Annotated in this window: 15 protein-coding genes; 8 read left to right on the forward strand and 7 right to left on the reverse strand. The window is 56.8% G+C overall.

Annotated features, from left to right (window positions below; all coding sequences use genetic code 11):
• Positions 1-795, forward strand: a 795-nt coding sequence (locus Q5Y75_RS26880; RefSeq protein ID WP_371933316.1) for an SLC13 family permease, incomplete at its 5' end; no start/stop codon positions are given.
• A 118-nt stretch (positions 796-913) separates the two neighbouring features.
• On the forward strand, positions 914-1,408 hold the full coding sequence (locus Q5Y75_RS26885; protein ID WP_306203335.1) for a DUF6714 family protein: 495 nt from the start codon (positions 914-916) through the stop codon (positions 1,406-1,408).
• A gap of 150 nt (positions 1,409-1,558) precedes the next feature.
• Here the strand turns inward: Q5Y75_RS26885 and Q5Y75_RS26890 are convergent, their stop codons facing one another.
• A complete protein-coding gene (locus Q5Y75_RS26890) occupies positions 1,559-3,373 on the reverse strand; it encodes a calcium-binding protein (RefSeq protein ID WP_306203336.1) in 1,815 nt (604 codons plus the stop codon).
• An 88-nt stretch (positions 3,374-3,461) separates the two neighbouring features.
• A complete protein-coding gene (locus tag Q5Y75_RS26895) occupies positions 3,462-3,848 on the reverse strand; it encodes a hypothetical protein (protein WP_306203338.1) in 387 nt (128 codons plus the stop codon).
• A 98-nt stretch (positions 3,849-3,946) separates the two neighbouring features.
• Here Q5Y75_RS26895 and Q5Y75_RS26900 point away from each other — a divergent pair, with 98 nt between their 5' ends.
• Positions 3,947-4,906: a LysR family transcriptional regulator gene (locus tag Q5Y75_RS26900; protein WP_306203339.1), complete on the forward strand. Its 960-nt coding sequence runs from the start codon at positions 3,947-3,949 to the stop codon at positions 4,904-4,906.
• Positions 4,907-4,974: 68 nt separating this feature from the next.
• Here Q5Y75_RS26900 and Q5Y75_RS26905 read toward each other — a convergent pair whose 3' ends face one another.
• Positions 4,975-5,676, reverse strand: coding sequence for an IS6 family transposase (locus Q5Y75_RS26905; RefSeq protein ID WP_306203340.1), 702 nt, complete (start codon positions 5,674-5,676; stop codon positions 4,975-4,977).
• A gap of 232 nt (positions 5,677-5,908) precedes the next feature.
• Here Q5Y75_RS26905 and Q5Y75_RS26910 point away from each other — a divergent pair, with 232 nt between their 5' ends.
• Positions 5,909-7,957 carry an adenylate/guanylate cyclase domain-containing protein gene (locus Q5Y75_RS26910; protein WP_306203341.1) on the forward strand — a complete coding sequence of 683 codons (2,049 nt, stop codon included), beginning with the start codon at positions 5,909-5,911 and terminating at the stop codon, positions 7,955-7,957.
• Positions 7,958-8,019: 62 nt separating this feature from the next.
• On the opposite strand, the gene Q5Y75_RS26915 is transcribed toward Q5Y75_RS26910, so the two are convergent.
• Positions 8,020-8,154, reverse strand: coding sequence for a hypothetical protein (locus tag Q5Y75_RS26915; protein ID WP_306203342.1), 135 nt, complete (start codon positions 8,152-8,154; stop codon positions 8,020-8,022).
• Positions 8,155-8,267: 113 nt separating this feature from the next.
• On the opposite strand from Q5Y75_RS26915, the gene Q5Y75_RS26920 reads away from it, so the two are divergent.
• From Q5Y75_RS26920 to Q5Y75_RS26930, 3 genes are all read left to right on the forward strand, one after another.
• Complete coding sequence (locus Q5Y75_RS26920) at positions 8,268-8,948, forward strand: IS6 family transposase (RefSeq protein ID WP_306203343.1); 681 nt, start codon at positions 8,268-8,270, stop codon at positions 8,946-8,948.
• Positions 8,949-9,061: 113 nt separating this feature from the next.
• Complete coding sequence (locus Q5Y75_RS26925; RefSeq protein WP_306203345.1) at positions 9,062-11,101, forward strand: caspase family protein; 2,040 nt, start codon at positions 9,062-9,064, stop codon at positions 11,099-11,101.
• A complete protein-coding gene (locus tag Q5Y75_RS26930; protein WP_306203347.1) occupies positions 11,098-11,580 on the forward strand; it encodes a hypothetical protein in 483 nt (160 codons plus the stop codon). Before Q5Y75_RS26925 ends, Q5Y75_RS26930 begins: the two co-directional genes overlap by 4 nt.
• A 106-nt stretch (positions 11,581-11,686) precedes the next feature.
• On the opposite strand, the gene Q5Y75_RS26935 is transcribed toward Q5Y75_RS26930, so the two are convergent.
• Entirely contained in the window at positions 11,687-12,367 is a 681-nt protein-coding gene (locus Q5Y75_RS26935; RefSeq protein ID WP_306203348.1) for an IS6 family transposase, read from the reverse strand.
• Between the two features lie 199 nt (positions 12,368-12,566).
• On the opposite strand from Q5Y75_RS26935, the gene Q5Y75_RS26940 reads away from it, so the two are divergent.
• On the forward strand, positions 12,567-13,049 hold the full coding sequence (locus tag Q5Y75_RS26940) for a hypothetical protein (protein ID WP_306203349.1): 483 nt from the start codon (positions 12,567-12,569) through the stop codon (positions 13,047-13,049).
• A 73-nt stretch (positions 13,050-13,122) separates the two neighbouring features.
• Here Q5Y75_RS26940 and Q5Y75_RS26945 read toward each other — a convergent pair whose 3' ends face one another.
• Both Q5Y75_RS26945 and Q5Y75_RS26950 read right to left on the reverse strand, forming a co-directional pair.
• On the reverse strand, positions 13,123-13,347 hold the full coding sequence (locus Q5Y75_RS26945) for an MbtH family protein (RefSeq protein WP_306203350.1): 225 nt from the start codon (positions 13,345-13,347) through the stop codon (positions 13,123-13,125).
• Positions 13,337-25,693: a non-ribosomal peptide synthetase gene (locus tag Q5Y75_RS26950; RefSeq protein WP_371933317.1), complete on the reverse strand. Its 12,357-nt coding sequence runs from the start codon at positions 25,691-25,693 to the stop codon at positions 13,337-13,339. The genes Q5Y75_RS26945 and Q5Y75_RS26950 overlap by 11 nt, the downstream gene beginning before the upstream one ends.
• Between the last annotated feature and the right edge of the window lie 9 nt (positions 25,694-25,702).

Raw genomic sequence — 25,702 nt, forward strand, 5'->3', positions numbered from 1 at the left:
CTAGGCACTTTGCGTCTGCGGCGGCGCTATGGCGTTTACCCACTGGCCGTGCATCGGCGTAACGAGAATACTGGCACCAAACTTGACGAGGTGATCGTCCGTATCGGCGACACACTGCTGCTGGAAGGTGCAGCCGAAGACATCGCCCGCCTGGCTACGGATGCCGGGCTGGTAGATGTGAACCAGCCAGCAGAGCGGGCCTATCGGCGCAGCCAAGCCCCTCTTGCGCTGGCAGCCCTTGCTGGCATCGTCATTCTTGCAGCTTTTGGCGTGGCGCCTATTCTGCTGCTGGCTGTGTTGGCTATCGCGGTTCTATTCTTTACCCGATGCATCGACGCCGACGAGGCATTTTCGGTGATCGACGGGCGGCTACTGGCGCTAATCTTTGCGATGCTGGCGGTTGCTATGGCGCTTGAGACTTCGGGGGCAATTGAGTTGGTTGTCGAGATTATTGCGCCACCAATTGCGATTCTGCCGCCTTTCCTGATCGTCTGGGCGATCTACCTACTGACATCCGTGCTGTCCGAGTTGATCAATCACGCGGTTGCGGTGGTGCTGACCCCGGTGGCCATTGGTTTGGCGTTGAACATGGGAATTGAATCTCGGCCGTTAGTGATCGCGGTAATGATCGCGGCCAGTGCAACCTTTGCCACCCCTATCAGCTATCAGACCAACATGATGGTGTATGGACCAGGAGGATATCGTTTTGCGGATTTTCTTAGAGTTGGCATTCCGCTGAATTTGTCAGTCGGACTCCTAGCCTCTGCGCTAATCCCACTGATGTGGCCGTTGTAAGGCGGGCTCCAAGGTAGGCGCATCCACCTTGTTGCTTACCCGTCTGGCAATAATCGACAAGTCTGGGTTGCTGTTGATAGACTTGATCTCAGGGCCTTAGCGATACCAAGTTGTCACGATGTCAGAGGAATCAGCAAAAACAGATGCCCTTGCAACGCTGATCAAAGCTGCATTTGACGGGCTGGATCCGCCCTCCGATGATGAGCTCCTACATCCTGATTGTATCGATGACGTAGACATACTGGAGTTTTACGGTGGTATTCGACTGCAAGAGATGACCGATCACTTGATCGTAGACGGATACGCTGCGCCCACAGCTTTCAGTGCTAGAGCTTTTCGGTATTTTTTGCCTGCCTATTTGATGTGGGCGCTACGCAACCCGGACAGCCCGGAACATGCCAGCGAAAGCATTCTTCTGGCACTTGACCCTGGAACATCGAAAGAAATGCTGCACGATTTCAGGGTGTCCAAGTTTAGTCTTTTTACGATTGAGCAAAAGGACGCCGTGCAGAAGTTTTTGTACTATTTTGCCGACCACCCCAGTCTCGGTGAGTTTGCGGATGCGGCATTGCTAAACTACTGGTCGAATGAACAATTCAGGGTGACGGATTGATGGCGATCTGGCAAATATGTGACCTGTAATCTTCGCGGGTTATGCCTCAGCGGTTCGTCTGGTGGACCAAAAGGGACGAAATTCAGTGAAGCCGCCCCTTGAGTTTGGCTGTTCGTGCGACAGCACTCCAAGGCCCTTTCCAACCCCGGCTCAGCCTAGGATGAAAAAGTTATCCTCGTATAGTGTATCCACGTTTTCCAGAACAATTGTTCCTGCTTCAAGGTACATGAACATATCGTCACCGGAAATCTTCACGTTGTCGTCAGCGCCGGTGATGATACCATCGTCGTTGCTGTCGAGTTGGTCGAAGGAGCGGATTACCTTGTGGGTTTCCAGTTCACGAACCTTGTCAAATCTGAGCCTGTCCGTGGTTGAGTTGTCAGGTCCCGCCACAAAGTCCGTGATGGTGTCCCTACCGAAAGATGAGACGTTGTCGGTGAATTGGAAGGAGTCGCGGCCGCCGCCTCCGGTCAGGTAATCATCCCCGCCATCGCCCCGAAGCAAATCGTTTTTCGCCGTGCCGACGATTATGTCGTCGCCATCTCCGGCGAACACGCGAATTCTGCCAGTTGTTGCTCCAGTGCCATCAAAAACGTCGTCCATTGCTGTACCGGTGACCATCGGTGTCCCAAGCGTTGACACATGCACCTGGTTGAAGTCGCGGCCCATGTCGCTGGCATCGTCGATAAGCCGGACATAGTACCCCGATGTTTCGCTCTGCAAATACACGTCAGCGTTTTGGACAAACAGTGACCCGTGGGACATTCCGGGATCTGTAACATAGACATCGTCGCGCCCGTCACCACCAAAGATTGCGCCCGAAGCGTTGGAGACATGAAACTCGTCGTTACCGTCCCCACCGTAGAAGTCGCCGGTCGCATTGTGCAGGCTGAACATGTCATCGTCATCTCCGCCACTCAGGAGGAGGTTCTGGCCGGAGGCAATGAAACTATCCTCCCCGCCATTGGCATAGACGGTCAGATCGTCCTTGTAGGCAATGCGGAAGGTTTCGTCTGATTCTGCTCCCAGAAATACTTCGACATTCTTGAAATCCAGTCGGGCCAGGTCGCCAGAGTAAGCTTTCCCTTCCTTGAGCTCATATCTGTCGAAAATGCCGAAGACACCTTCGAGATCGATCGTGTCCCTGCCGGCCCCGCCATCGATTGAATCGTTGAAACCGACGGTTACATAGTCATCGCCGCCTTCCAGATTGATTGCCTGTCGTGTGATGTCGAGTGAGTTGACCATGTCGTCACCATGGGTCAGATCGAACCGCTCGATGCTCTCGAAGCGGTTGAACCCGATGTCCAGATCCGAGCTGTACGTCCGAAGCGTCCCTTCGTTTGTATCCAGCCATGCGCCCTTGCCATCGGTTGGGCTGTAATGATCCAGAAGAAGCATGTCGAACCCTGCACCACCATGGTAGAAATCATTGCCGGTCCCTTCGATGAACGTGTCGTACCCGTCTCCGCCAAAGCCCTTGTCGTTGCCGGCACCCAGTTGCAGATGGTCATTCCCGCCGCCGCCATAAACCGCATTGTCCCTGTAATTGCCGTAAATGATGTCTTTGTAGTCCGAGCCAAATACATTCTCGACATAGTTGATCGTGTTATCGCCGATATTGGCGCGATCACCGATGGTTGACCGGGCCGTCCCTTTATTCATGTCGACGGTTACGCCGTCCTCGGCATTGTCGAGCGAGATGGAATCAATTCCGGCGCCGCCGTGAATATAGTCGTCACCGGCGCTGATATAGATATTGTCGTTTCCGCCGCCGCCATAGACGGTGTCGTCGCCCGTGCCAGTGAAGATGGCGTCGTCGCCATAATAACCGTAAATCAGGTCACCGAAATTGCTTCCGTAGACGACGTCGTTGCCGGACCCTGCATGAATGTAGTGGCTGCCCGGGAGCACGGCCTTGAGGATATCTTGTCCCGAGGTTCCGTTGAGTGTGTATTCTGTCATGTCTTTATCTTTCGTATTTAATGGGTTGTGAAAATGTGATCTTCCCATGCTTGAGAGGGCTCGAAGCGTGGAAAGAATATTGGTGTTGTCAGCAAGGGCGCCTGGGTGGCGACGATGATGTGACGGTTTCCGTGCAGCTTTTCGGGATCATAGGATCGAGCATCCCTGCTCGCCGGAAGCTCGCATCGATCAGGGCTTTGTAATCGCAGCCCGGCATCTGCCGATCGGCTTGCGGGACAAGTGGACGGGTATCAAAATCGACACGCGCAAAGCCGCCCTGGATATGATCAAGTTCGCTCACCGTCGGATCGACGGTTTGAGCCGCCGAAACAACTGCAGCACTGTTGCACAGGGCGATCGCCAATACGCCAAGAATGCTGCGGTTGCGACCGTCCTCGGACGTTAGAGTACGGCCACCGAGCGGGTGGAACGCGCCGATTCGGACGGAGAAGCAGTCAATAGTTATCAATCCCATAGGAATGGGTCCTTTCAGTGATTTGAGGTTTTGCTTGCGAAGTGAGATCTGTTTGCGCCAAGCTGAGGCGCAACTCAAACGAACGTTTTTCAGCCCCCGTGAAGGAAATTCATCTCCACCGCATCGACCTGAACCTGCTGGTCGTTTTTGAAGTCCTGATGGACACGGGAAGCGTTGCTTCCGCAGCCAAGATGCTCAACAAGACGCCATCGGCGGTCAGCCATGCCCTGGGACGGATGCGTGAGCAGATGGGCGATCCGCTTATGGTCAGTGTTGGCGGAAAGATGCGGCCCAGCCCGTTCGCATTGCGGCTGATCGACGATGTGCGCCCCATCCTGCGTTCCGTTGAAAGAGCCTTCCAGCCGTTGGAACCATTCGATCCCGCGACCTCGCATCGGATTTTTCGGATCTCGACCCCGACGGTTTCGGCCTGGGTCACCAAGACAACGATGCGGGTTCATGCGGTGGCACCGAATGTCGGTCTGGAGTGGGTACCCTACGGCGCAACGACCTTTGCAGATGTGGCCGACGAAAAGATCGATATCGCCCTGCACAGCGCTGCGATGCCGCTCCCGGGTGGGCTGCTTGAAGATGTCCTGCCTCCGCTCAAACGCTATGTGTTCGCGCGCGACGGGCACCCCGCACTTGATAACTGGACAAAACGGGCGTGGTTGCGGTGGCCACACATCACCGTCGGCATGTCCCATGGCGCGCCGGAGCCAGTCTCCGAGCGAGTGGCAATACTCGGCGTCGAGCGTCGCATCGGCGCGCGCGTATCCGACTTCTCCGGCATCGCACCCCTCATCGCCGGGACCAACATGCTCAGCAATCAGGTAGCCGTTATGCTGGGTCACGATATCGAGACATACGATTTGCGCGTGCTCGAACCACCGGTGGAACTACCGGATTTCCGGTTTCGTTTCTTCTGGAGCGAACGGCTCGGCAACACTAGCGAAAGCCGCTGGATCCGGAAGATTGTAGCCGAAGCGTTTCACGAACTAAGTGACGAGGCCGAGGATTCCGTGACGCGTCAGGGCGTTCTCCAGCCAGCGCGATAAGCGCGGGAAGGGAATGCGGCGTTGTCACGTTAACTCTCGATCCACATAGAGATGCTGTTTCGCGGGTGTCAAACGGGCTGTGTGGCAGCATTCCAAGCGTCAAGGGCTTCGAGGCGGTGATATCGGTTTGTTAAGGCTGACCGGCGGCGGGCGGGGACGCTGAAGCAATTGCGGATGGCTGAGTGGGTCGCCACAAACCTTTGCAACCCTCCTGGAGAGCGGTGGCTTTGCATCGTCCGTTCCAGCTTTCGAAATGGAGGATAGCTGTTCTCGGCTCGATTGTTCAAGCCCTTGTGCGACCAATGATCCAACCCCGGCGCGACCTCTCGCTTGGCGGCACCATAGGACCGCAGTTTGTCCGTGATGATCCGCTTGGGAATGAAACCAAGGCGTTTCATTAGGCGGCGCAACAGTCGTTTTGCCGCCCGTTTGTCCCGTTTCGACTGGAGGATTTCGTCCAGCACGACGCCATGCTGATCGACTGCCCGCCAAAGCCAGTACTTGCGACCTGAGATTCTCACGGCAACTTCATCCAGATGCCAGACATCACCCGGACGACCCTGACCCTGCCGCAGGTTTCGCGCGACGAGCGGCCCGAACTTGATGACCCAACGCCGGACGGTTTCGTAAGAGGCATCGATCCCTCTCTGCAGCAGCATCTCTCCAACTTCACGAAAACTCAGATTGAAGAGAACGTATAGCCACACCGCGCGCGCGATGATCTGAGGAGGAAATCGGTGGCGCTTGTAGCAGATCGATGATGACTTCATTGATGTCACCTACGTCCAATCACGGCCATGAGCAACCGAGCGACAGTTAACGTGACAACACCGATACAACGGATATAGCTCAAGTGTCCGCCTCAGGACGGCTCTAATTGCTTGAATTTAACAGTTGCGTGAGGTTTCGGGACTCGCTCCAAGTAGTCTTTGCTCTCATAGCTGTCTCAATTCAATACTGAAACATATGAACCTATGATCGGAGTTCTGTTTGCGACTTAGCGTGGGCATCGCCGTGTCGATACTGGTCGCTGTGTCTATCGGGGTGTCAACGTTCGTCGTCCATTCCCTCTGGTGGACAACAGCGCGTGATAATAGCCGCATGCTTGCGGCTGAAATCAACAGCCAGATCGCAAACACCGTCCGTATCGAGGTGGGCGTAACGCTCAGGTCGGCCGAAGCCGCCTGGGCAGCCGTTCGTACGATCTTCGTGCAAAACGTCATCGCAACGCGACAGGCTGACAAGCGAGAGTTCGTCTTTCTCTCACAATTACAGGCGCAACCGAATATCTCGTGGATATTTTTCGGCTGGCCCGACGGAAACTTTTTCGCGTCACATCGGCTAGGTGACGGTGGGCTTGAGATGATTGAAATCGACAGGGAAATACAGAACCGATTGCTGCGCAAAGACCGCTACATCTTCATTCCAGGTGACATCCAGTTCGAAGAGCGGACCTTTACCGAAACATCTTATGATCCGCGTGAACATGCTTGGTTTAAGAATTTCATGGGCCTCAATTCCACCGGGTGGATTGAAGCGCTCGACCTCCCGGATAGTGACAAAACCGTCTACGCCTTTGCTGGTCCGATAGACGTCAACCGGAAACGGCAAGGCGTTCTTGCAGTTGCGATCGAAACGGATCGGCTGTCACGCTTTCTTGCCACGCTTGCGCCTGGCGAATTCGGCGCAGCGTTTATTTTGAACGCTGATGGCAAAGTTATTGCTGTACCCGATGCTGATGCTGATGAGATTACTCCGGCACGCATGGGCGAGGGGAAGCTCTATGAAGTCGCCATGATCTCAGGGGAAAGGCTGTTGGCTGATCCGGAAGACAATGCCCCGGGTTCATTGACGCAACGCATCGTCATTGACGGCGTACCCTATGCGGTGGCACTGACTCCATTGGGGTTTTATGGCTGGCGCGTTGCCACAGTCATACCTGAGGCAGCCTTTCTTTCGGGGATCGACGAAACTCTGATAAACCTGATCTATGTTTTGATCGTTGTGGTGGTCGTCGCAACCGGACTAGCGATCTGGCTGATCCGAAGAATTGTCGCAAACCCGTTGGCGCGCATCGCCGAAGACCTCGGCAAAATTGAGCGCTTTGACGTCGAACGCATTGCGCGCAGACCATCCAGACTGTCTGAACTTGCCAATCTCTCGGCGGCAACCGCCAGCATGGCGGCTGGTCTGTCCGCATTCCGAAAATACGTGCCCACCGATCTCGTGCGCATGCTGGTCGCTGAGGGCATCAAGATACAGCCTGGCGGAGACATGAGACAGGTCTCCGTGTTGTTTTGCGATGTCACCGGTTTCACGGGATTGTCTGAGAAACTTGGCCCCAGGATTGTCCAACTGATGGAACCCTTCTTCAGCGCGGCCTCCGCAGCCATCTCTCATAATGGAGGGACGATCGACAAATTCATTGGTGATGCCGTAATGGCGTTTTGGGGGGCGCCGCGCAAGGATATCAAGCACGCTGAAAACGCCTGCCGCGCGGCATTGGACCTTTTGGCCGCTGTGGAAGCGTCCGGAATTCAAGATGACGCCGGCAACCCCCTGCGCGTTAGGATCGGGCTGAACAGTGGCGAGGCTCTGGTCGGCAACATCGGATCGGAACAGCGGTTGAACTACACCGCAATTGGCGATGTCGTGAACGTTGCCAGCCGGTTGGAGGGTGCCAACAAGGACTATGGCACACTGATCCTAATTGGGCCGGAAACGAGACGACAGGCGGCCGACACAATCGTCGTGCGCGAGCTGGACACGCTTACAGTGTTTGGACGCATCGAGGAGCTGGTGGTCTACGAACTGATCGCGATGGCGGATGAGTTTGACGGATCACGTGCTTGGATAGAGACGTATGAACAGGGCCTTGCACATTATCGGGCGGGGCGGTTTGAAGAAGCTATCGGCGCATTTGAGACCGCTGACCGGGCACGAAACGGAGATCCCGCCTCAGTCGCAATGATGTCCCGCGCCCAAGTTTTGTTGGACAGGCCACCAGCTGAAGACTGGCGTGCTGTGAGGAGCACAAACAAGAAGCGGTAGTTTTGCTTGCGCTCATGTTTCCTGGACATCGATGGCTGCCCAGAATTCACCACAGCGCCGGATCACTTCCGGAATTCTGACAAGCCGAGCTCGTCCCACATCCAGCCGAAATCATACTCTGCAATGGGCGAACCTGTCTGACGGGCGCTGCGGTTTTCGATTGTCTTCAGCCAGTCTATGACATCTTTCTTGCCCATGGCGCTGCGAATGGCCTGGCGGGGTTGTGTCGCAAACTTTTGTCGGCATGTTGCACCTTCGCGCGGTTTGATCCAATGGCTGGCTGGTCTTTGACAGAGTTTAGGAATGTCCGATGATCGACTTCAAAGGTGCGCATTACCCAAAGTCGGTGATTTTATTCGCGGTCTACTTCTATGTGCGCTACGGCGTCTCGTACCGCGATCTGGAGGAGATCATGGCGGAACGAGGTGTATCGGTTGACTATGCGACGTTGAACCGATGGGTCGTGAAGTATTCACCCTTGGCCGCTCGCGCAGCTCAGAAACGGAAGGCCAATACCGCTGAATCCTGGCGCATGGATGAGACCTATATCAAAGTTCGCGGTGAATGGGTGTACCTGTATCGAGCCGTAGATCGCGACGGGCAAACCCTTGATTTCATGCTTGCTGAGAAGCGAGACACAAAGTCTGCAAAGAAATTCTTCGCCAATGCGTTGTGCAACAATGGCATCCCGAAACGGATCACAATTGACAAAAGCAGGAGCAACGCGGCCGGGATCAAAGAGGGCAACAAGATCTTCAAGAGGCTGCAGATACCACTAAAGATCGACGCCGTAAGATCAAAATACTTGAACAACATTATTGAGCAGGATCACCGGTTCATCAAACGGCTTACGAGGCCGATGCTCGGCTTCAAGAGCTTCGCCTCTGCCGCCGCGACACTTGCAGGCATCGAGACCGCCAACATGATCCGTAAGGGCCAGCTTGGGCCTTCGACAAGCGGATTCCGTCAATTTGCAGAGCTCGCCGGATAAATCCACCCAATCAGAGTGGTAGCTCTGATCAACGCCAAAGTTTGCGACACAACCCTTCCTGTTCAAAATGGACCGTTTGGCATATATTGTTAGGCAGAGAGGTAGCTTCATCAATGAGATTGTTTCCAGCGCTTACGGCGATCTCTTTCGCCATTCTCATCTTTGTCGCATCTGATGCACGCAGTGCCACGCGCGGCCTCCAGATCATCCCCAATGCGGACGGAACTCAGGCGCCCATCTCGCCCATCGCAAATGATCTCCCTTCCGCAGTTGATGCCCCTGGGCCGAGCATAGGCGACGATGCGGCGCAGCCGCGCCCGGAGGTCGATTCCGCGGTGAGCCTGGCGCCAAACTTGCGTCTGAGTGGTACCGGCGAAAACGGCTCGGTTCCCATCTTTAGGAGGGTGGCTCTTGTCTTTGGGAATTCAGACTACGAAACGTTCCCGACACTGGTGAACACCGCACATGACGCCGAACTTGTGGCTGCGACATTCCAGGAGATGGGTTTCGCGGTTTGGCTGGGACTGGACCTGACCATCCTGGAGATGCACGAGATCACCAGGGATTTCGTGTCTCGCACGGGCCAAGCCGATCTCATCGCTTTCTATTATGCGGGACATGGCGTTCAAATTAGCGGGCGAAACCTGATCTTTGGTACCGACACGAGAGCTGCAGATGCAGCCGCCCTTGAAGCAGACGCAATCGATGTGGATCAAATAATCAAACTTCTGGAGAGCAATGGCGCAAATAACATCATTTTCATCGATGCATGCCGCGACGATCCAATCGGGGGTCTGGTTTCGTCTGAACTAAATGTAGCGGGCGGTGGGCTTGCTGAAATGGAAGCACGAACAGGCACGATGATAAACTACGCTACAGCACCAGGTCGACTCGCATACGATGGGAACGGAAAGCACGGTCCCTTCGCGGCGGCTATCGCCAAGCATATTCCTACTCCGGGTCTGCCAATCGAACTGGCCATGGTCAGGGTGCGAAGAGACGTGGTTGTCGAAACGGGTGGGCAGCAAGTGCCCTGGTCGCATTCTTCGCTGCTCGAAGAGATTACTTTGGTTCCGGGTCCAGGTCCCTATGAGATAGCGCCCGACGCGGATCGTGACGCGCCTGAGACCCGACAAGTCGACCCCGACATTACTGCCTTCTTGGAGGAGGCCTCAGAACTCCGGGTGAACGGCGAACCTGTTCTGGTCCGCGGCGTTACAGCGGAGGATCGCATCGAGGGAACTTGGGAACACCTTCGAAATGGATTGAACTACGTCGAGGCCGGCGCGAAGAAAATGAAAGTCTGGCTCGATGACCAGTCTGCCTACGTATTCTCGAGGGGGTACGACGAAAGCCATGCAGTATTGGTGGCCATAGATGACTACCCAGATTCGACGGGGTTTCGAAAACTTGGATTTATGGAGAGCCACGCTCGTGCACTCGCTGATCAATTGACGGACATGGGATTTCCAAAGGAGAACATAGTCGAGCTGTACGGCAAAGATGCAACACGGGAACGAATACTGTCGGAACTAGACCGCTTCTGGGGTATTCGAAAGGAAGGTTCCGATGATCGCCTTTTGATTTACTTTGGCGGTCATGGAACGCACCTCGACCTGCATTCAAATTCGGCGATCGCCCCGGTGGTAAAGGACGGGATTCTAATACCATATGACTTTGATCCCGACCGACCATTTCGAAGTTCAATCGTTCTTGAACTGCTGAGGGACAAGAACTTCAGGCGCTCAACTGCGCATCACACAATGATCTTGATAGATGCATGCTCGTCGGGCCTCATCCTTCAGCAATACGCCGGCGATGACGCTTTGAACGCGGTTGAGGATCTCACCGTTTCTCAGCGGTGGCACAGAATTCGGACGGATCTGGAAAACCCACACACCTCAATGATCGTAGCTGGCACCGGAGATGAAAGAGCGCTTTGGGAAAACGGTGGCGTCTTTACGCAAGCTCTACTTCAAGGACTTGGCGGACGAGCCGACCTCAATGTCGACGGCATTATTTCCTATGATGAACTCACAGCACATCTTTCCGAGCAGGTCCGGGCAAGGACCGCCGACGCCGGTGTTTCGCAATCACCGGCGGATTTCGACACCGGAAGCGGTAGGTTCTTCTTCGAGTGGAACAGGTTTTGACGTACTGGCTGCTCGCTACCGCGATCGGGTTGGTCGTATTGATCGTCCCTTGGTTCAAACGAACGACTGGGGCATTTGGCAAGGGCCTCATGGCCGTTGTGTTTTTGGTTGCTTCACTATGCCTCTCTCTTGCTTTTGTGTGGGGATCCGGGTTCCTGGGTACTGCGCCCTGGTACGAAGAATCTCCGTTTCGCGAGATTCTGTTGTTTGTCTTCATGGGGTTAGGGATGCTGGCGAGGATGATTTCGCAAGCAATCGAGGAGCGTCGAAAATACCGGCTCAAAAACCCTGGCAAACCTGCACCGAAATTGGTGCTCGATCATTGGGAACTTGCTTACCCGTTTCTTTCCTCCGCAATTTGCTTCGGCGCCCTAATAGAAGCGAGCTTGTCAAGTCGATTTGATTTTGCGCTCGCGTTGTTTGCATTTCAGAACGGGTTCTTTTGGCAAACCGTACTGGCAAGCGCAAAACCGACCTAAACCGATGCGACGCATGTGGCACGAGCTTGTGCAAATCTGGCACAGTTCGACACGGTTCTGTTGCGAAGTTTTGATTGGATGACAAGAACGCGCTGCGGCAATGGATTTAAGCGGCGAGTTCCGCGAACTGGCGAAATGTACAGAGTGTTGGTCTGAGTGGACCTTTGCGGACCATGTGCGTCACTTCGATTCCATCCAGTGTAGCCACCGCTGAAGCAAAGGCCTTGAACCCTAGCATCGGTCGAGTGCGCCTCTTGATGAAGCGATGGTCCTGTTCCTCGATGTTATTCAGATACTTCCGGCTGACCATCTCGATTGGGATCGGGCAGCCAAAGCATTTCAGCATCTTGTTGATGGCTTTGATGGCGGCAGTGTTCGCACCGCTCCTGTCGATGACGATCCTTCGTGGAAGGTCATTGGATTCAAGCATTCGAGCGAAGAATTTCGTAGCGGCAGGTTTGTTCTGACGTCCTGAAAGCGTGAAATCCAATGTCTTGCCGTGTTTATCGACGGCTCGGTAGAGATAGACCCACGCACCCTTCACCTTGATGTCAGTTTCGTCCGACCGCCAGGAGCGGTCACACGGTCCCTTACGCCTGCGCGCGGCCTCAGCGATTGCACCAGCATTTTTTGTCACCCAACGGTTCAGCGTCGTGTTATCTACCTCAATGCCACGCTCGGACATGATTTCTTCAAGATCACGGTAAGACACGCCGTATCGCACGTAGAAGAACACAGCAAAGAGGATCACATCTTTGGGATATCGCGCGCCTTTGAAGGAGATCATGAACGTACTTTCAACTGGTTGCTGTTGTCGACCACTCACGCACTAACCTGACCAGCGTCAACGTCAAGAGTTTGCAACAGAACCTAGCGAGGCCAGCGGGGCGTCTACACCTTCAAAACCGTTAAAAAAAACCGACTCGCAATACGCGCGCTACGTGTTATCGGTAGAGTGTGGACAACTCGATGATCAGGAGATGACAATGAAACGGACTTTTGCAGGCCTAGCATTCTTCATGATGACCACAACTGCTTTTGCAGCTCCAGTGGATGTTAATATCAATGTCTGTTCGACAGGCCAGGATTCACAGATTTCGCAGGAACCCATGGTTTTGCATCGAGCATTGAACGGGGTGGTGAGCACCGAAGACGCCTCAAGTTCGCTTCACGGCGCTTCGTTTTCCTGCAAATCCTATATCAAGGGTGACTCCGTCAACCCCGACAATCATCATTTTGTCTGTTTGCTTATAGAAAAAGACAACGATATCATCGTGTTCGGTGACGGCACACGCGGGGAACCTGCGGCGATGACCGTCTTGTCAGGTACCGGAAAATGGGATAACGCGACAGGTTCGGCGCTGCAGATGGGCGACGTGACGACCATGAATGTGAACCAGCTTTCTGATACCCGAAACTCTTTCCAGGGTTGTGTCAATTACTCGGGACAACTCGAAACTGCGGACTGAGGTTTCAGACGTTCCGCACCAAAAGCCTGCGGTATTTTGGCGCCTCAGGCGCACGAACTCCGGGAGTGTAGCCTCAGTTTTCGGTACTTGCGCCCTTGTTTCGGGTCGCGTGCATTCGCATGCGCACCGATAGAGGCGTGATGTCGGGCCAGGCCTTTTCGACATAGTCGAGGCATTCCTGTTTCGTACCGACCGGGCCGACCTGGCGCCAGCCGGGTGGGATATCTTTGAATGTGGGCCAGAGCGAATGCTGTTCCTCGTGGTTGACGAGAACCATGAATTCGAAATTATCGTCCATTTCGGTACTCCGTTGGTGTGACGTGTCTTAAGGTCTCATCGACTGATTTGAGAGCGCGCGCCAGTGCGGGTTCAATCCCTCGATTGAGACCAGCGACAATACCTTTTGGCAGCTGTGGCTTGCACAACCTGCGCCCTGCAACCGATTGGGTCTTCATCTGCTCTGCGGCGGGCAGGGCGTTGACGAACCAGGCGAACGGAAGTTCTGGGTGCTTGTCGATAAGTTCGCGGCATTTTTCCGCCCATAGTGCTCCGTCTTCGACGAGCATGTTAATACCAGAGCGCTTTGCTGCCTGACAAATCTGCTGTGCGGAGACACCCTGCCATGAGCTGAGATGATAGGTTTCTCCCAAGAGGTCCGGCTCATTCAAAATGGAAACTATGGCGTCTGAAAGCTCTGCGATTGGCACCATCCAGCGACCTTCGCCGCTCTCATCGGGCGCAGACCCCACCGCAGTGCAGAGACCAAGGAAAGCGTTCGCCGCATCATTGAAATTGGCCAGACGGTCTTTGGTATTTCCCAATACAAGCGAAGGGCGCAAGATGGTCGTTCGCATACCGAGTGCCTGCATCTGCGCCACGCGTGTTTCGGCCCAAGCTTTTGTTGTGGCGTATCCGGTTCTGTCCGGGTCCGTCGCATTGACCTGGGTCGTCTCGCTGATGTCGCCACGTGTCGCGGGCCCGAAAACACCCAAGGTTGAAACATGATGAAACGTCTTTGGCATCCCCGAACTGCCGAGTTCGAGCAGTTTTTCCACGAGTTCGACATTGGGTGCGACAAGGTCCTCTGCGCGCTGCATGAAGTTGACCTGAGCGGCGCAATGCAGAATCGTATCGGGCTTTCGCAAGAGGCTATCCCACAGCCGTTCGGGCAACCCAAAGGCGGCCTTTCCGAAATCGACCGCCAGCGCGTGAACGGTGTCAGGTGTCGCATGTCCATCGACAGAGAATATTGCCTGGATGCGGGCGTCAGCTTGCTCTTGCGTGTCGGCGCGCACCATACACATGATCGGTACATCATGGCTGATAAGACGTCTTAGAACATGACTGCCGACAAATCCGGTGGCACCGGTCAGCACCACACCTGAACTATTGGCAAGGCACCTTGCAGGATACGGATAAGTTATAGGCTTGGCGCTGAGCAGGGTTTGTTTGTTCAGCCCAACTGTTTCGGTTGGCAAGTCCTGGGTGCTGTCCTCTTCGAGGCTTCGCGCAATCGAGAAAACGGTTCTCAGATAGAAGACCGCCCGTGCGGGCAATTCACATCCGGTCTCGCGGCGCAGTGCAAGACAAAGCCGGACCGCCAACAGCGAATGCCCCCCGAGGGCAAAAAAATCGTCCTCACGACCGACCGGTGCGTGACCCAATAGCGCCTCGAATTCCCGCGCTACCACGCGTTCGAATTCAGTTCTCGGGGCCATGACCTCGGAACGCGACAGGTCTTCGGGGGCTTCAGGCAGGTTGGTCCGGTCGGTTTTGCCCGACGCATTCATTGGAATTCGGGCTAAGCCGATGAAGCGACCCGGTATCATATGATCGGGAAGCTTTGAGGCTAGTCGCTCGCGGATTCGGGAGAGATCGAACACAACTTCAGCGCGGAACGTTTCACTGGCAAAGTTCGGATTTTGAGCCTCCGGGGGAACCAGATATGCCTCAATCACTGCACAATTCGCCGCTGAAGGCTGGCCGTGTATGTCTCTGCCGATTACGACGGCATCGCTGATCTCAGGCAGTTCGCACAAAGCGAACTCAATCTCGGAGGGTTCAACTCTGATGCCACGCAACTGCATTTGGTCGTCGATACGGCCAAGAATTTGCAGTAACCCGTCCTCGCTCCAAACCGCGCGGTCTCCAGTTCTGTAAACTCGGCTGCCTTCGATTCCTGAAAACGGATCGGCGATGAAGGCTGCCGCGGTCTGCGCAGGTTTCCCGGTGTAGCCACGTGCGACCTGGACGCCGCCGATCAGCAATTCACCGGGAATTCCGATGGGTTGCAATTCGAGGTTTTCGTCCACCACGTAAGCTTGCGTGTTCAGGGCGGGTGTCCCGATGGGCGCCTGTTTGCCAGCGGGAAGGCGTACCGCAGACTTGACCCGACCGGACACGACGGCATGTGTTTCTGTTGGTCCATAATCATTGTAGATCTTTATGGGAGCGATCCTTGCAAGCTTCTCCGAAAGATCATCGTCAATGATCAACGCCTCACCGGCGAAAGTCAGCGAAAGCGATGTGATGGACTTCAAGGCGTCGAGCGTATTTTGATCAAGATAGCGGAACATCGTCGGGGTCAGGTAGAGGCCCACGGGGCCGTCAAAGGCGCAGATATCCTTGAAGTCCATTTCGGAAATGTCAGCCCCACAGATCCTGAGCGTGCCGCCCAAGCATAGGGCGCAGACGATATCCCGGATGGACCCGTCGAACGAAATCGATCGGTGAAAGACACTTAGCCCGCTGGTTCGCTCAGGCACCCATTCCGCCGACCAGTCAACCAAGTTCGTCAGGGTTTTGTGCGACTGAGCGACCCCTTTCGGGCGGCCGGTCGATCCCGACGTGTAGATGACATAGGCAAGGCTGTCAGGGCCCGGAGGCTGGCGTTTCAAGGGTGCGCGGTCAATCTGGTTCGCAGCAACGGTCTTGTGTTGGGTATCGATGCGCAACACGTCGGTATCGAACCGGCACGCTTTGGCCTTGTCTGTGATGACCAGAGAAATACCGGCATCTTGGATGATCTCTGCATGGCGTGTCGCCGGGTCCGATGGCTTCAGTGGAACGTAGGCAGCACCCGCCTTCCAAATTGCCAGCATCGCCACGATGAGTTCGGCAGACCGGTCCAGACAAACGCTAACCATCTCTTCGTACCGCAGCCCCCTTCGCAGCAACTGAAGTGCGAGATGGCTGGACAGGTTATCGAGCTCTGAATAGCTCAGACGCATGTGTCCATCATACAGCGCGCTTCGACCCGGGTCAGACGCCACCTGCGCCTGAAACTGCTCCAGCACGGTCTGTTTGCTTGGTCGTGTTTTTGCGGGCGCAAGCAATCGCTGCTGTTGGGCGGCATCCAATATCGGGATATTGCCAATCGCCTCTTGCAGAGATCGTACTGCCGCGGTCGTGAGAGCTTGGAACGCGGTGCCAAATCGTTTGACAGCAGCTTCGTCGAACATGTCCGTCGCGTAGACGATGTCCAGGCGCAGACCCGCGTCGGTCGGATTGATATCAAATACAAGATCATATTTCGCCACCTGGCGTTTGCCGGGCATGAGTGAGATCTTGAAGTCCTCACGCCGATGCGCGCTTTGGTCCAGAAATGCATGCATGACGACAAGGACCTGAAAAAGCGGGGTCGTATTGAGGGGGCGATCTCCCACTGCCTCAACGACAGACTCAAAGGGTACATCTTGATGCGCGAACGCATCCAGAACGGTCTTGCGCGCCTGATCCAAGAGGTCTGCAAAAGACTTCTGTCCACCCACATGGCCCCGTAAAACCAGTGTGTTCCCGAAATAGCCGAAGACGGGCCAAAGTTCAGACTCCGGTTTTGTGGTATGTGGTGTGCCGATCGATATGTCATTTGATCCACTAAGCCTGCCAAGCAAGGCCCACATGATGGCTGAAAAGAATATAAACGGGCTTGCCCCATGTAACGCGGAAGTGCTCTCGACGTCGCGCCATAGTTCCCAGGGCAATTGTGCGACCGTCAGACGGGCACCGTCGTGACTTCGTATTTTGGGCCTCTGGCGGGAGGCTGGCAGAGGCAGCGGCGCCGTGGAATCTTGAAGTTTTTGCTGCCAGTAAGCGAGCTGATCAGCGATTATCTTGGTCATCTCGTCTGATCGCTGCCAGACAGCATAATCCGCAAAAGACAGCGGCAGATCGGGCAGGTCGGGATCCGTCCCTTGCCTTTTTGCGTCATACGCCTGAAAGAGTTCCTCGGGCAGGATGTGCGACATCGACCAGTTATCCGCCGCTATATGATGAACCGCAAGGCACCATACGTGGCGGTCAGGAGCGAGCCTGATCACAAGTGATCTGCAAGGCAACTCGTCCGACAAGTTGTAAGGCTCAGCTTGTAGGTCGGAACAAAGCTCGGCGGCCTCGCGTTCAAGCTCGACCTGCGGTTCAACCCGATCCGACCAGTCCAGAAAACTGATTTCGATACTCCCGGGAGGATCGATCACCTGCCGAAGTTGACCGGACGCATCCACGATCCGGGTTCTAAGGACTTCGTACCGATTAAGGACGTCGCTCAGGGCCGAAAGAAACGCATCGGTGTCAAACAGGCCCGTAAACATCGCTCCGATGCCCTCGTTATACACGGGATTGTCCTTGTGGATTTCGTTGAGCAGCCACATGCGTTCCTGCTCGAATGAGGCAGGGATCGGGCGGGTGCGGTCGGCCGGCTGGACCGGGGGAAGGGATCGGGTCTGGTGCGCGCTGCCGCGCAGGCGCGCCACCAGCGCGCGCACCGTGGGCTCCTCAAACAGCCAGCGCAGCGGAACTTCGCGGCCGAGGGCAGCGCCGAGGCGGCTGCAGAACTGCGCCGCAAAGATCGAATGCCCGCCGATATCAAAGAAATTGTCCTCCAATCCGACCTGGTCCAGATCCAGCCGGTCATGCCGGATCACGTCGCGCATCAGCGCACAGACCTGGATCTCGAGATCGTCGCGCGGGGGCACATGGCCCCGGCGGACCACCTCGGCCTGAACATCGGGAAGCGCGCGGCGATCCAGCTTTCCGGCGGGGCTCAACGGTAGGTGGCTGAGCGCAACGAAGGCGGTCGGCACCATCGCCTCCGGCAACCGGCGGCGCAGGGCGGCGCGGATCGCGTCGAGGTCGAAGATCTGTGCCGCCGAACTGACGCGCGGGGCCTCCCCGGGGCCGTCCGGCGCATTCGGAGGGTCTGCATCAGGCACGAGATAGGCGATCAGTTCGGTTTCCCGGCCGGGTTCCGGTCTGCGGCCGGTGACGGCAGCCGCACCGACCACTTCGAGCGCCGAGAGCGCCGCCTCAACCTCCCGCGGTTCGACGCGGACGCCGCGGATCTTGAGCTGTGCGTCGATGCGGCCGCGGAACTCAAGCACCCCGTCCGGGCGCCATCGCGCGAGATCGCCGCTGCGGTAAAGCCGGGCTCCGGGAGTGTCCAAAAACGGGTCTGCAATGAAGCTTTCGGCCGTCAGACCCGGACGCCCGACATAGCCTCGCGTAACCTGATCGCCGCCAATCAAAAGCTCGCCGACCGATCCGACAGGCACCGGGTTCAACCGATCATCGACAACATAGAGCGTTGTTCCGGGCAACGGCTTTCCAAGCACAAACACGCCCGGAACCTGATGATATCGGGTCAGGTCCGCGATCGCTGAGAATGTAACTGTTTCCGTTGGTCCATAGCCGTTCAGCAGCCCAAGCTGCGGAAATATATCCCTGACTGTGGCCACCGCTTCGGGATCGATGGCGTCGCCTCCGACGATCAGCGTGCGAAGACCTGCTAGGCAAGTGGGATCGGTGCGCACAAACGCATGAAACAACCCGGCGGTCAGCCAGGCCACGGAAACATCGTTTGTATCGACAAACTCTCTGAAATCGTCCGCGTGCAGAAGCTTGTTGCGGCTTACTACAACCGTTTCGCCAGAGGCGAGAGGCGCCCATATCTCGAACATAGTTGCGTCGAAAGCGACATGAGCGGCGTTCAGGACACGCGTCGTTTTGTCGAGTTTCGCGAAATCCGCCTGCACCAATTGCGCGAGCCCGCCGTGATGCGCGGCAACGCCTTTTGGCGTGCCGGTGGACCCGGAGGTGTAGACGATATAGGCAAGGCTGCCGGCATCGGGCGGATGAGGGCGCTCGGACCGGGACAGCGGCTTTTCTGCACACGCGGCGATCGCGCTCCTCGCGGGGTCGGTATCCAGCGCCATCACCCGGACAATGTCCTGATCGACACGTTCCGAGAGGATTTCAGCGATATCGCTCGTGGTGACCACTAAGGGCGCACCTGCGTTTTCAATAATGGCGGCAAGCCGAGCGGGCGGGTCATCAGGATCGAGAGGCAGATAAGCGCCGCCGGTCTTCCAGATTGCCAGCAGCACCGTCACAAGGTCAGCAGAGCGTCCAAGACAAACCGCAACAATGGGTTCTGGACAGGCTCCAATTGAGGAAAGGAAGTGGCGCGCAAGCTTGTTTGTTGCGATCTCCAACTCGGCATAGGTGAGCGTCTGATCTTCGTAGGCCACCGCGATCCTCGTCGGGGCCAAACGGGTGTGTTCCGCGATGAGCGTCAGTATTGTTTCGTCGGCTGCCGAGCGTTGACCTGTCGCATTGAAATCGACAAGCAGCGTCTCTCGCTCGGCCCTTTCCATCAAAGGCAGATCAGCCTGCAGCGTTTCCGGTTCCTCAATACCCGCAAGCACAACGCGCCGAAGTATCTCTCCAAGATGGCGCACAGTGCCTTCGTCAAAAATGTCGGTCGCATATTCGATGGAAATGACCGCGCCATCGCGGCCCGGTCGCACGTCCAAGACAAGATCGTACTTTGCTGTGCTTGGCATCACGTCGAGGAGTTCGAATTGCAAAGTACCGCTACGCAGCGCAGAGTCATCAAAATACGCGTGCATGACGAGTAGCAGCCGTAACGCGTCCGGCGTCCGGTCGAGCGAGTTCAATATCTCGGTCGGGTCTGCATCCGCGTTTTGCAGCGCCGAGACGAGGCGTTCAAATGCCTGATCCAGAAGCTCGGAAAATGTTTGTCCGCCATCTACGCGCAGGTCCAGCAAGAGCGTGTTGCCGAAGTAACCAAACTCGTTCCACAGATCGGGATGGGGCCGGCCGGTATGCGGAACGCCAATCACAACGTCCTCGCTGCGGGTGGTGCGCGCCAACACGGTGGCAAGGGCCGCAGCAAACAGCGTGTAAGGTGAGACGCCTCTCTTTGCCACAAACTCTTCTAGCTTTCGCCAGTCCTCAGCCCCCAGCTTTGCTGCATCCAGACGCGCTCCATGATGCGTGCGCTCCTTGGGCGCAGGTCGATCTTCGGGCAACTCAACCGATGCTGGCAGATCTGCCAGGCGCTTTTGCCAATAGCCAAGCAGGCGCCTGCGTTCTTCTAAGATCTCGGGCTGTTTTTGCCAGGTCGCATAATCTGCATAGTGCGCCTTGAGTTCGGGCAATTGCGGCGGCCGATTTTCACGATGTCCGCGATAGAGTTCAAGAAAATCCCGAAGCAGAACATGCGCGATCGACCAGTTGTCTGCAGCGATGTGGTGGACAGCGAAAACCAGCGCCAGCCTGGTCCGCGAAATTCTGATAAGCATGATCCGGCAGGGGCAGTCGCGTTCCAGATCATAGGGGTCAGAGACCATTTCTCTGGCCCGTTCCGCTATGCTCGCTTCCGCCTTTTCCGGGTTCAGATTCCGATCCACCCAGTCCTCGGAAACGATTGTTACAGCTTCTGGCGGCATGATGATCTGCCGCATATCTCCAATGGACCCCTCGACCCGTGTGCGCAAAACCTCAAAGCGTCCAAGAACATCGCGAATTGCGGCGGTCACGTCGTCAAGCGCAATGTACTCGTCGGTCAACCAGAGCCCGATGCCCTCGTTATACACGGGATTGTCCTTGTGAATTTCGTTGAGCAGCCACATGCGTTCCTGCTCGAATGAGGCAGGGATCGGGCGGGTGCGGTCGGCGGGCTGGACCGGGGGCAGGGATCGGGTCTGGTGCGCGTTGCCGCGCAGGCGCGCCACCAGCGCGCGCACCGTGGGCTCCTCAAACAGCCAGCGCAGCGGAACCTCGCGACCGAGGGCAGCGCCGAGGCGGCTGCAGAACTGCGCCGCAAAGATCGAATGCCCGCCGATATCAAAGAAATTGTCCTCTAATCCGACCCGGTCTAGATTCAGCCGGTCATGCCGGATCACGTCGCGCATCAGCGCACAGACCTGGATCTCGAGATCGTCGCGCGGGGGCACATGGCCCCGGCGGATCACCTCGGCCTGAACGTCGGGAAGCGCGCGGCGATCCAGCTTTCCGGCGGGGCTCAACGGTAGGTGGCTGAGCGCGACGAAGGCGGTCGGCACCATCGCCTCCGGCAACCGGCGGCGCAGGGCGGCGCGGATCGCGTCGAGGTCGAAGATCTGTGCCGCCGAACTGACGCGCGGGGCCTCCCCGGGGCCGTCCGGCGCATTCGGAGGGTCTGCATCAGGCACGAGATAGGCGATCAGTTCGGTTTCCCGGCCGGGTTCCGGTCTGCGGCCGGTGACGGCAGCCGCACCGACCACTTCGAGCGCCGAGAGCGCGGCCTCAACCTCCCGCGGTTCGACGCGGACGCCGCGGATCTTGAGCTGTGCGTCGATGCGGCCGCGGAACTCAAGCACCCCGTCCGGGCGCCATCGCGCGAGATCGCCGCTGCGGTAAAGCCGCGCGCCGGGAGTGTCCGAAAACGGGTCTGCAATGAAGCTTTCGGCCGTCAGACCCGGACGCCCGACATAGCCTCGCGTAACCTGATCGCCGCCAATCAAAAGCTCGCCCCAGACACCGATTGCAACGGGGTTGAGCGCCGCATCCACGACATAGGTGCGCGATCCGGGCGCTGGCCCGCCAATGGGAAGCGCACCGGGTTCGACTTCAGCGGCGCAGGTTTCGTAGATCGTGCAGCCGATGGTTGCCTCACTTGGCCCATACTCGTTTACAATCTGAAGATCGGGAGCGGCGGCGGACCAGGCCGCAAGATCAGCCTCCCAAAGGGTCTCGCCACCCAACACAATGCGGCGCAAACGGCTACCAATGTCAGCTGCTGAGCTTGAGAGGAGGCGCAATTGCGACGGGGTCGTCTTCAGGAACGAAATGCGCTCGTTTTCATGTAAGACGTTACCTAGGCAGCTTGGATCTGCGATACGTGCCAGAGGTTGGACACATGCACCGGTGACGAGCGGTAGCCACAGGCTGGTGACCGTCGCGTCGAAGGAGAGCGCGGTGCAGATCGGCACAACCTCTCCCGGTTCCGGCTGGTAGCGATCTGCGCTCCAGGCCAGATAAGCACCAAGCGCAGCGTGATCAACGGCGATAGCCTTGGGGACGCCGGTTGAGCCGGATGTATATATGACATAGGCGAGCGAGGCAGGGGTGAGCGGCGCAAGCCGGTCCCCGTCGCTGATCGCGTCCGCGGTTTCGACAGCAAGCGCGTCCTGTATTGCAGATGTGTCAAGGCAAAGCGTCTCGGTGGTCTCTGGTGATGCATTCAGCGTCTTTGTCGTGACAAGCAGTTTGGCGTTGATGTCACGAAGAAGCCCTGCACGTCGTTCTGCCGGATGCCCTGGATCGAGCGGCAAGTAGGAACCACCTGTTTTCAGAATGGCGAGCAACGTCACAATCAAGTCAGTTGATGCGTCCAGGCAAACACCAACAACCGTCTCGGGACCGACGCCGCGCCCGATGAGATGCCTGGCCAACTGGTTGGAACGACGGTCCAGCGCGCCATAGCTGAGTATTTTGGAATCGAATCGCACCGCTGCTGCTTGCGGTCTTGCCAAGACCTGCTCCGAGAAGAGATCAAGCAAGGTTCTGTTGGCAGGCTGAGTTGGCCCTACGTCGTTGAAACCGGATACGATCCGCGTGACGTCCTCGGGGCTCAGCCCTCCTACGCGCCCCACCGCGGATTTGCCGTCCCGAGCGATTTGTCTGATCGTGATGTCCAGATGATCAGCCATTGACCGCACCAGTTGCTCGGCAACTTGATCGGGATCGAAACTCAGGCTGAAGCCAAATTCACTGGTATCGGGAAAACGAACCACATTGGTGGTAAAGCTGAAATTCGTTCTCTCGAAGGATAGGTGTCCCGGGCTGACAAGCCCTGGAAGGTCCGGCTGCGCAAGTGTTTCATAGATATGGAAGTCCACGAAATTGAACGCCGTTTCAACAAGATCTTGCTTTTCAAGGTGTTGCTGTATGTCAAACAGCGGAACGCGCCGCCGCGATATCAATTCGCGTTCCACTGCAAAGACGCGGCGGACCAAGGAATGCCAGTCTTCTGAATGATCCAGTTCAAGCCTGAACGGCAGCGTATTCAGGAACAAGCCAAGAATTCGATCGCCCCCGTCAACTTCGGGGCGTCCGTTGGAGATGAGCCCGCTCAGAACATCGGTTTGTGAAGCGAAGGTTCCGATCAGTTGCAGATGGGCCGCCAGAAAAACCGACTTGAGCGGCACCTCTGCATCCACCGCGAAGGCGCGCAACCCGCCGAGCACCGTTTGATCGATCTGAACGTCAACGGTGCCGCTGTCTTTGAGGGCCTGGCTAACACCAGGTCTTGTTGAGTAGACCTGCTTCGGCAGGCGCGCCGTCTCGGCCCCCACCAAACGGTCCTGCCACCAGTTCAGATCGTCCGACTGTTGCCGCGCGTCCGCTTCGAGTGCGACGAAGTCCCGGTAGCTAAAGCTCAGGTCATCGCCCTTGCGTTCCGTAAGCTTGCTGTCCCCGGAAAGTTTGTCACGATAGGCCTCAAGAAGGGCCGTAAAGAGCGAAGCGACGCTCCAGCCATCCAAAATCGCATGATGAAAGCTGAGCGTGAGTGAGAATTGCCCGGTACCTTCCAGATGGCAAAACATGCGAGCAAGCGGCGCCTGCGTCCAATCGAAGGTGCTGTCTTTTTCCAGCAGAACAAAGCGGCGCATAGACTCAGCGATCTGGACGTCTGTCAGGTCCGAAAGGTCAAATACCTTGAGCTGAATTTTTCCGGTCTTGTGCACCAGTTGCAGCCACTCGGCCTGTCCGGAGGCGTGGATGGATGTGCGCAGAATGGCGTGCTCTGACACCAGATCCGCGAGTACGGATTCGAGAAGCTCAGCATCGAAGGGCAATTTGATTCTGTAGCTTAGTACATCGTGGTAGATGCCCGATTGCGCCCGCTTCTGGCTGTGGAACAGCATGCCTGCCTGCAACCTGCCAAGCGGATAGGCGTCGACCAGATCCTTCGGGAGCGCGGCTCGTTCTTCTGATGAGATCAGACAAAAAGGCTCTTGGAAGCGGCTTAGGATATCAGCATCATGCCTCTTTTCCGAGACGGTCAGTAAGTCTGATAGAGCCCCCAGATCCGGCGCCTGGTAAAGATCCTTCACTGTCAGTGGCAAACCCGACTTGTTCAGACGGCCCACGACGCGAAGGGCCTTGATCGAGTCGCCACCGATCTCGAAGAAACGATCTGAGAGACCCACGCGCTCGGCATTTATGACTTCGGCGACGACTCTGCATATCTGGGTTTCTTCCAGGGTGAGCGGGGCCCGATATCGCTCCTGTATGAGAGAGCCGCCTTCCTGCGGCAACGCCTCTAGGTCCACCTTGCCAGACGAGGTCAGGGGGATTTGCGGCACACATACATAGCGGGTGGGGATCATGTGATCCGGCAGTGTCTGCCGCAGCTCACTGCGCATGGAACTGAGGTCGAAATGCGTATTGACGTCCATTGGAACATCCGGAGGCGGCGTTTTCGTCTCAGCAGGGATGTGGATTGGCACGAGATAGGCAAGCAACTCCTGATCAGTGTTCGCCGCATCAATGTGCCGCGCCACAACGCTTGCGTTGCCCACACCCGGAAACGCGGCCAGTGCCGCTTCGATTTCTCCGGGTTCGACCCGCATGCCCCGGATCTTGATCTGCGTGTCGGCGCGGCCTAGAAAGTCCAGCGTTCCATCCGGCCGCCAACGCGCCAGATCACCTGTCCGGTAAAGCCGCGCGCCCGGGGTTTCGGCAAACGGGTCGGCGACGAATTGCGCGGCGGTGAGGCCCGGCTGGCCGATATAGCCGCGCGACAGGCCGCTCCCGCCAACATATACTTCCCCGGTCACACCAAAAGGGACGAGTTCCATGCGCAGGTCGAGCACATATGCGCGCAGGCCCGGGATCGGGGACCCGATGTCGCCGGTCTCATTTGCGGCACTCCTGGCCAATGGTTGTCTCGCGGTCACATGTACCGTGGTTTCGGTGATCCCGTACATGTTGACCAACGCTGGAGAATTCTCGCCGAAGCGGTCCAACCACGCAGAAAGTCGGCTGGCTTCCAGCGCTTCACCACCAAACACAACCAATCGCAGATCTGGCAGTTCGATGTCGCTGCCCAAAACGACGTTGCTCAGGCGATAGAATGCGGACGGCGTCTGATTGAGAATGGTGACGCCTTGATCGCTCAGGAGCTCGGCAAATGCTGCAGGATTTCGCGCAGTATCTTGCGCGACCAACAAGGCTTGACCGCCAGTTGTGAGTGCACCCCAGATTTCCCAGACCGAAAAGTCAAAGGTGCAGGCATGGAAGCACGACCAGATATCACGTGACCCAAAGGCGAAACCATCCTTGGTTGCGTTGATCAGGTCCGCGAT

The sequence above is a fragment of the Ruegeria discodermiae genome, assembly GCF_030758345.1.
In the GTDB taxonomy this organism is placed as follows: domain Bacteria; phylum Pseudomonadota; class Alphaproteobacteria; order Rhodobacterales; family Rhodobacteraceae; genus Ruegeria_C.

Excerpts from the sequence above, each read along its gene's own strand:
- Q5Y75_RS26885 (WP_306203335.1), top strand. The coding sequence starts at position 914 with ATGTCAGAGGAATCAGCAAAAACAGATGCCCTTGCAACGCTGATCAAA.
- Q5Y75_RS26890 (WP_306203336.1), bottom strand. The coding sequence starts at position 3,373 with ATGACAGAATACACACTCAACGGAACCTCGGGACAAGATATCCTCAAG.
- Q5Y75_RS26895 (WP_306203338.1), bottom strand. The coding sequence starts at position 3,848 with ATGGGATTGATAACTATTGACTGCTTCTCCGTCCGAATCGGCGCGTTC.
- Q5Y75_RS26905 (WP_306203340.1), bottom strand. The coding sequence starts at position 5,676 with ATGAAGTCATCATCGATCTGCTACAAGCGCCACCGATTTCCTCCTCAG.
- Q5Y75_RS26915 (WP_306203342.1), bottom strand. The coding sequence starts at position 8,154 with ATGGGCAAGAAAGATGTCATAGACTGGCTGAAGACAATCGAAAACCGC.
- Q5Y75_RS26920 (WP_306203343.1), top strand. The coding sequence starts at position 8,268 with ATGATCGACTTCAAAGGTGCGCATTACCCAAAGTCGGTGATTTTATTC.
- Q5Y75_RS26925 (WP_306203345.1), top strand. The coding sequence starts at position 9,062 with ATGAGATTGTTTCCAGCGCTTACGGCGATCTCTTTCGCCATTCTCATC.
- Q5Y75_RS26935 (WP_306203348.1), bottom strand. The coding sequence starts at position 12,367 with ATGATCTCCTTCAAAGGCGCGCGATATCCCAAAGATGTGATCCTCTTT.
- Q5Y75_RS26940 (WP_306203349.1), top strand. The coding sequence starts at position 12,567 with ATGAAACGGACTTTTGCAGGCCTAGCATTCTTCATGATGACCACAACT.
- Q5Y75_RS26945 (WP_306203350.1), bottom strand. The coding sequence starts at position 13,347 with ATGGACGATAATTTCGAATTCATGGTTCTCGTCAACCACGAGGAACAG.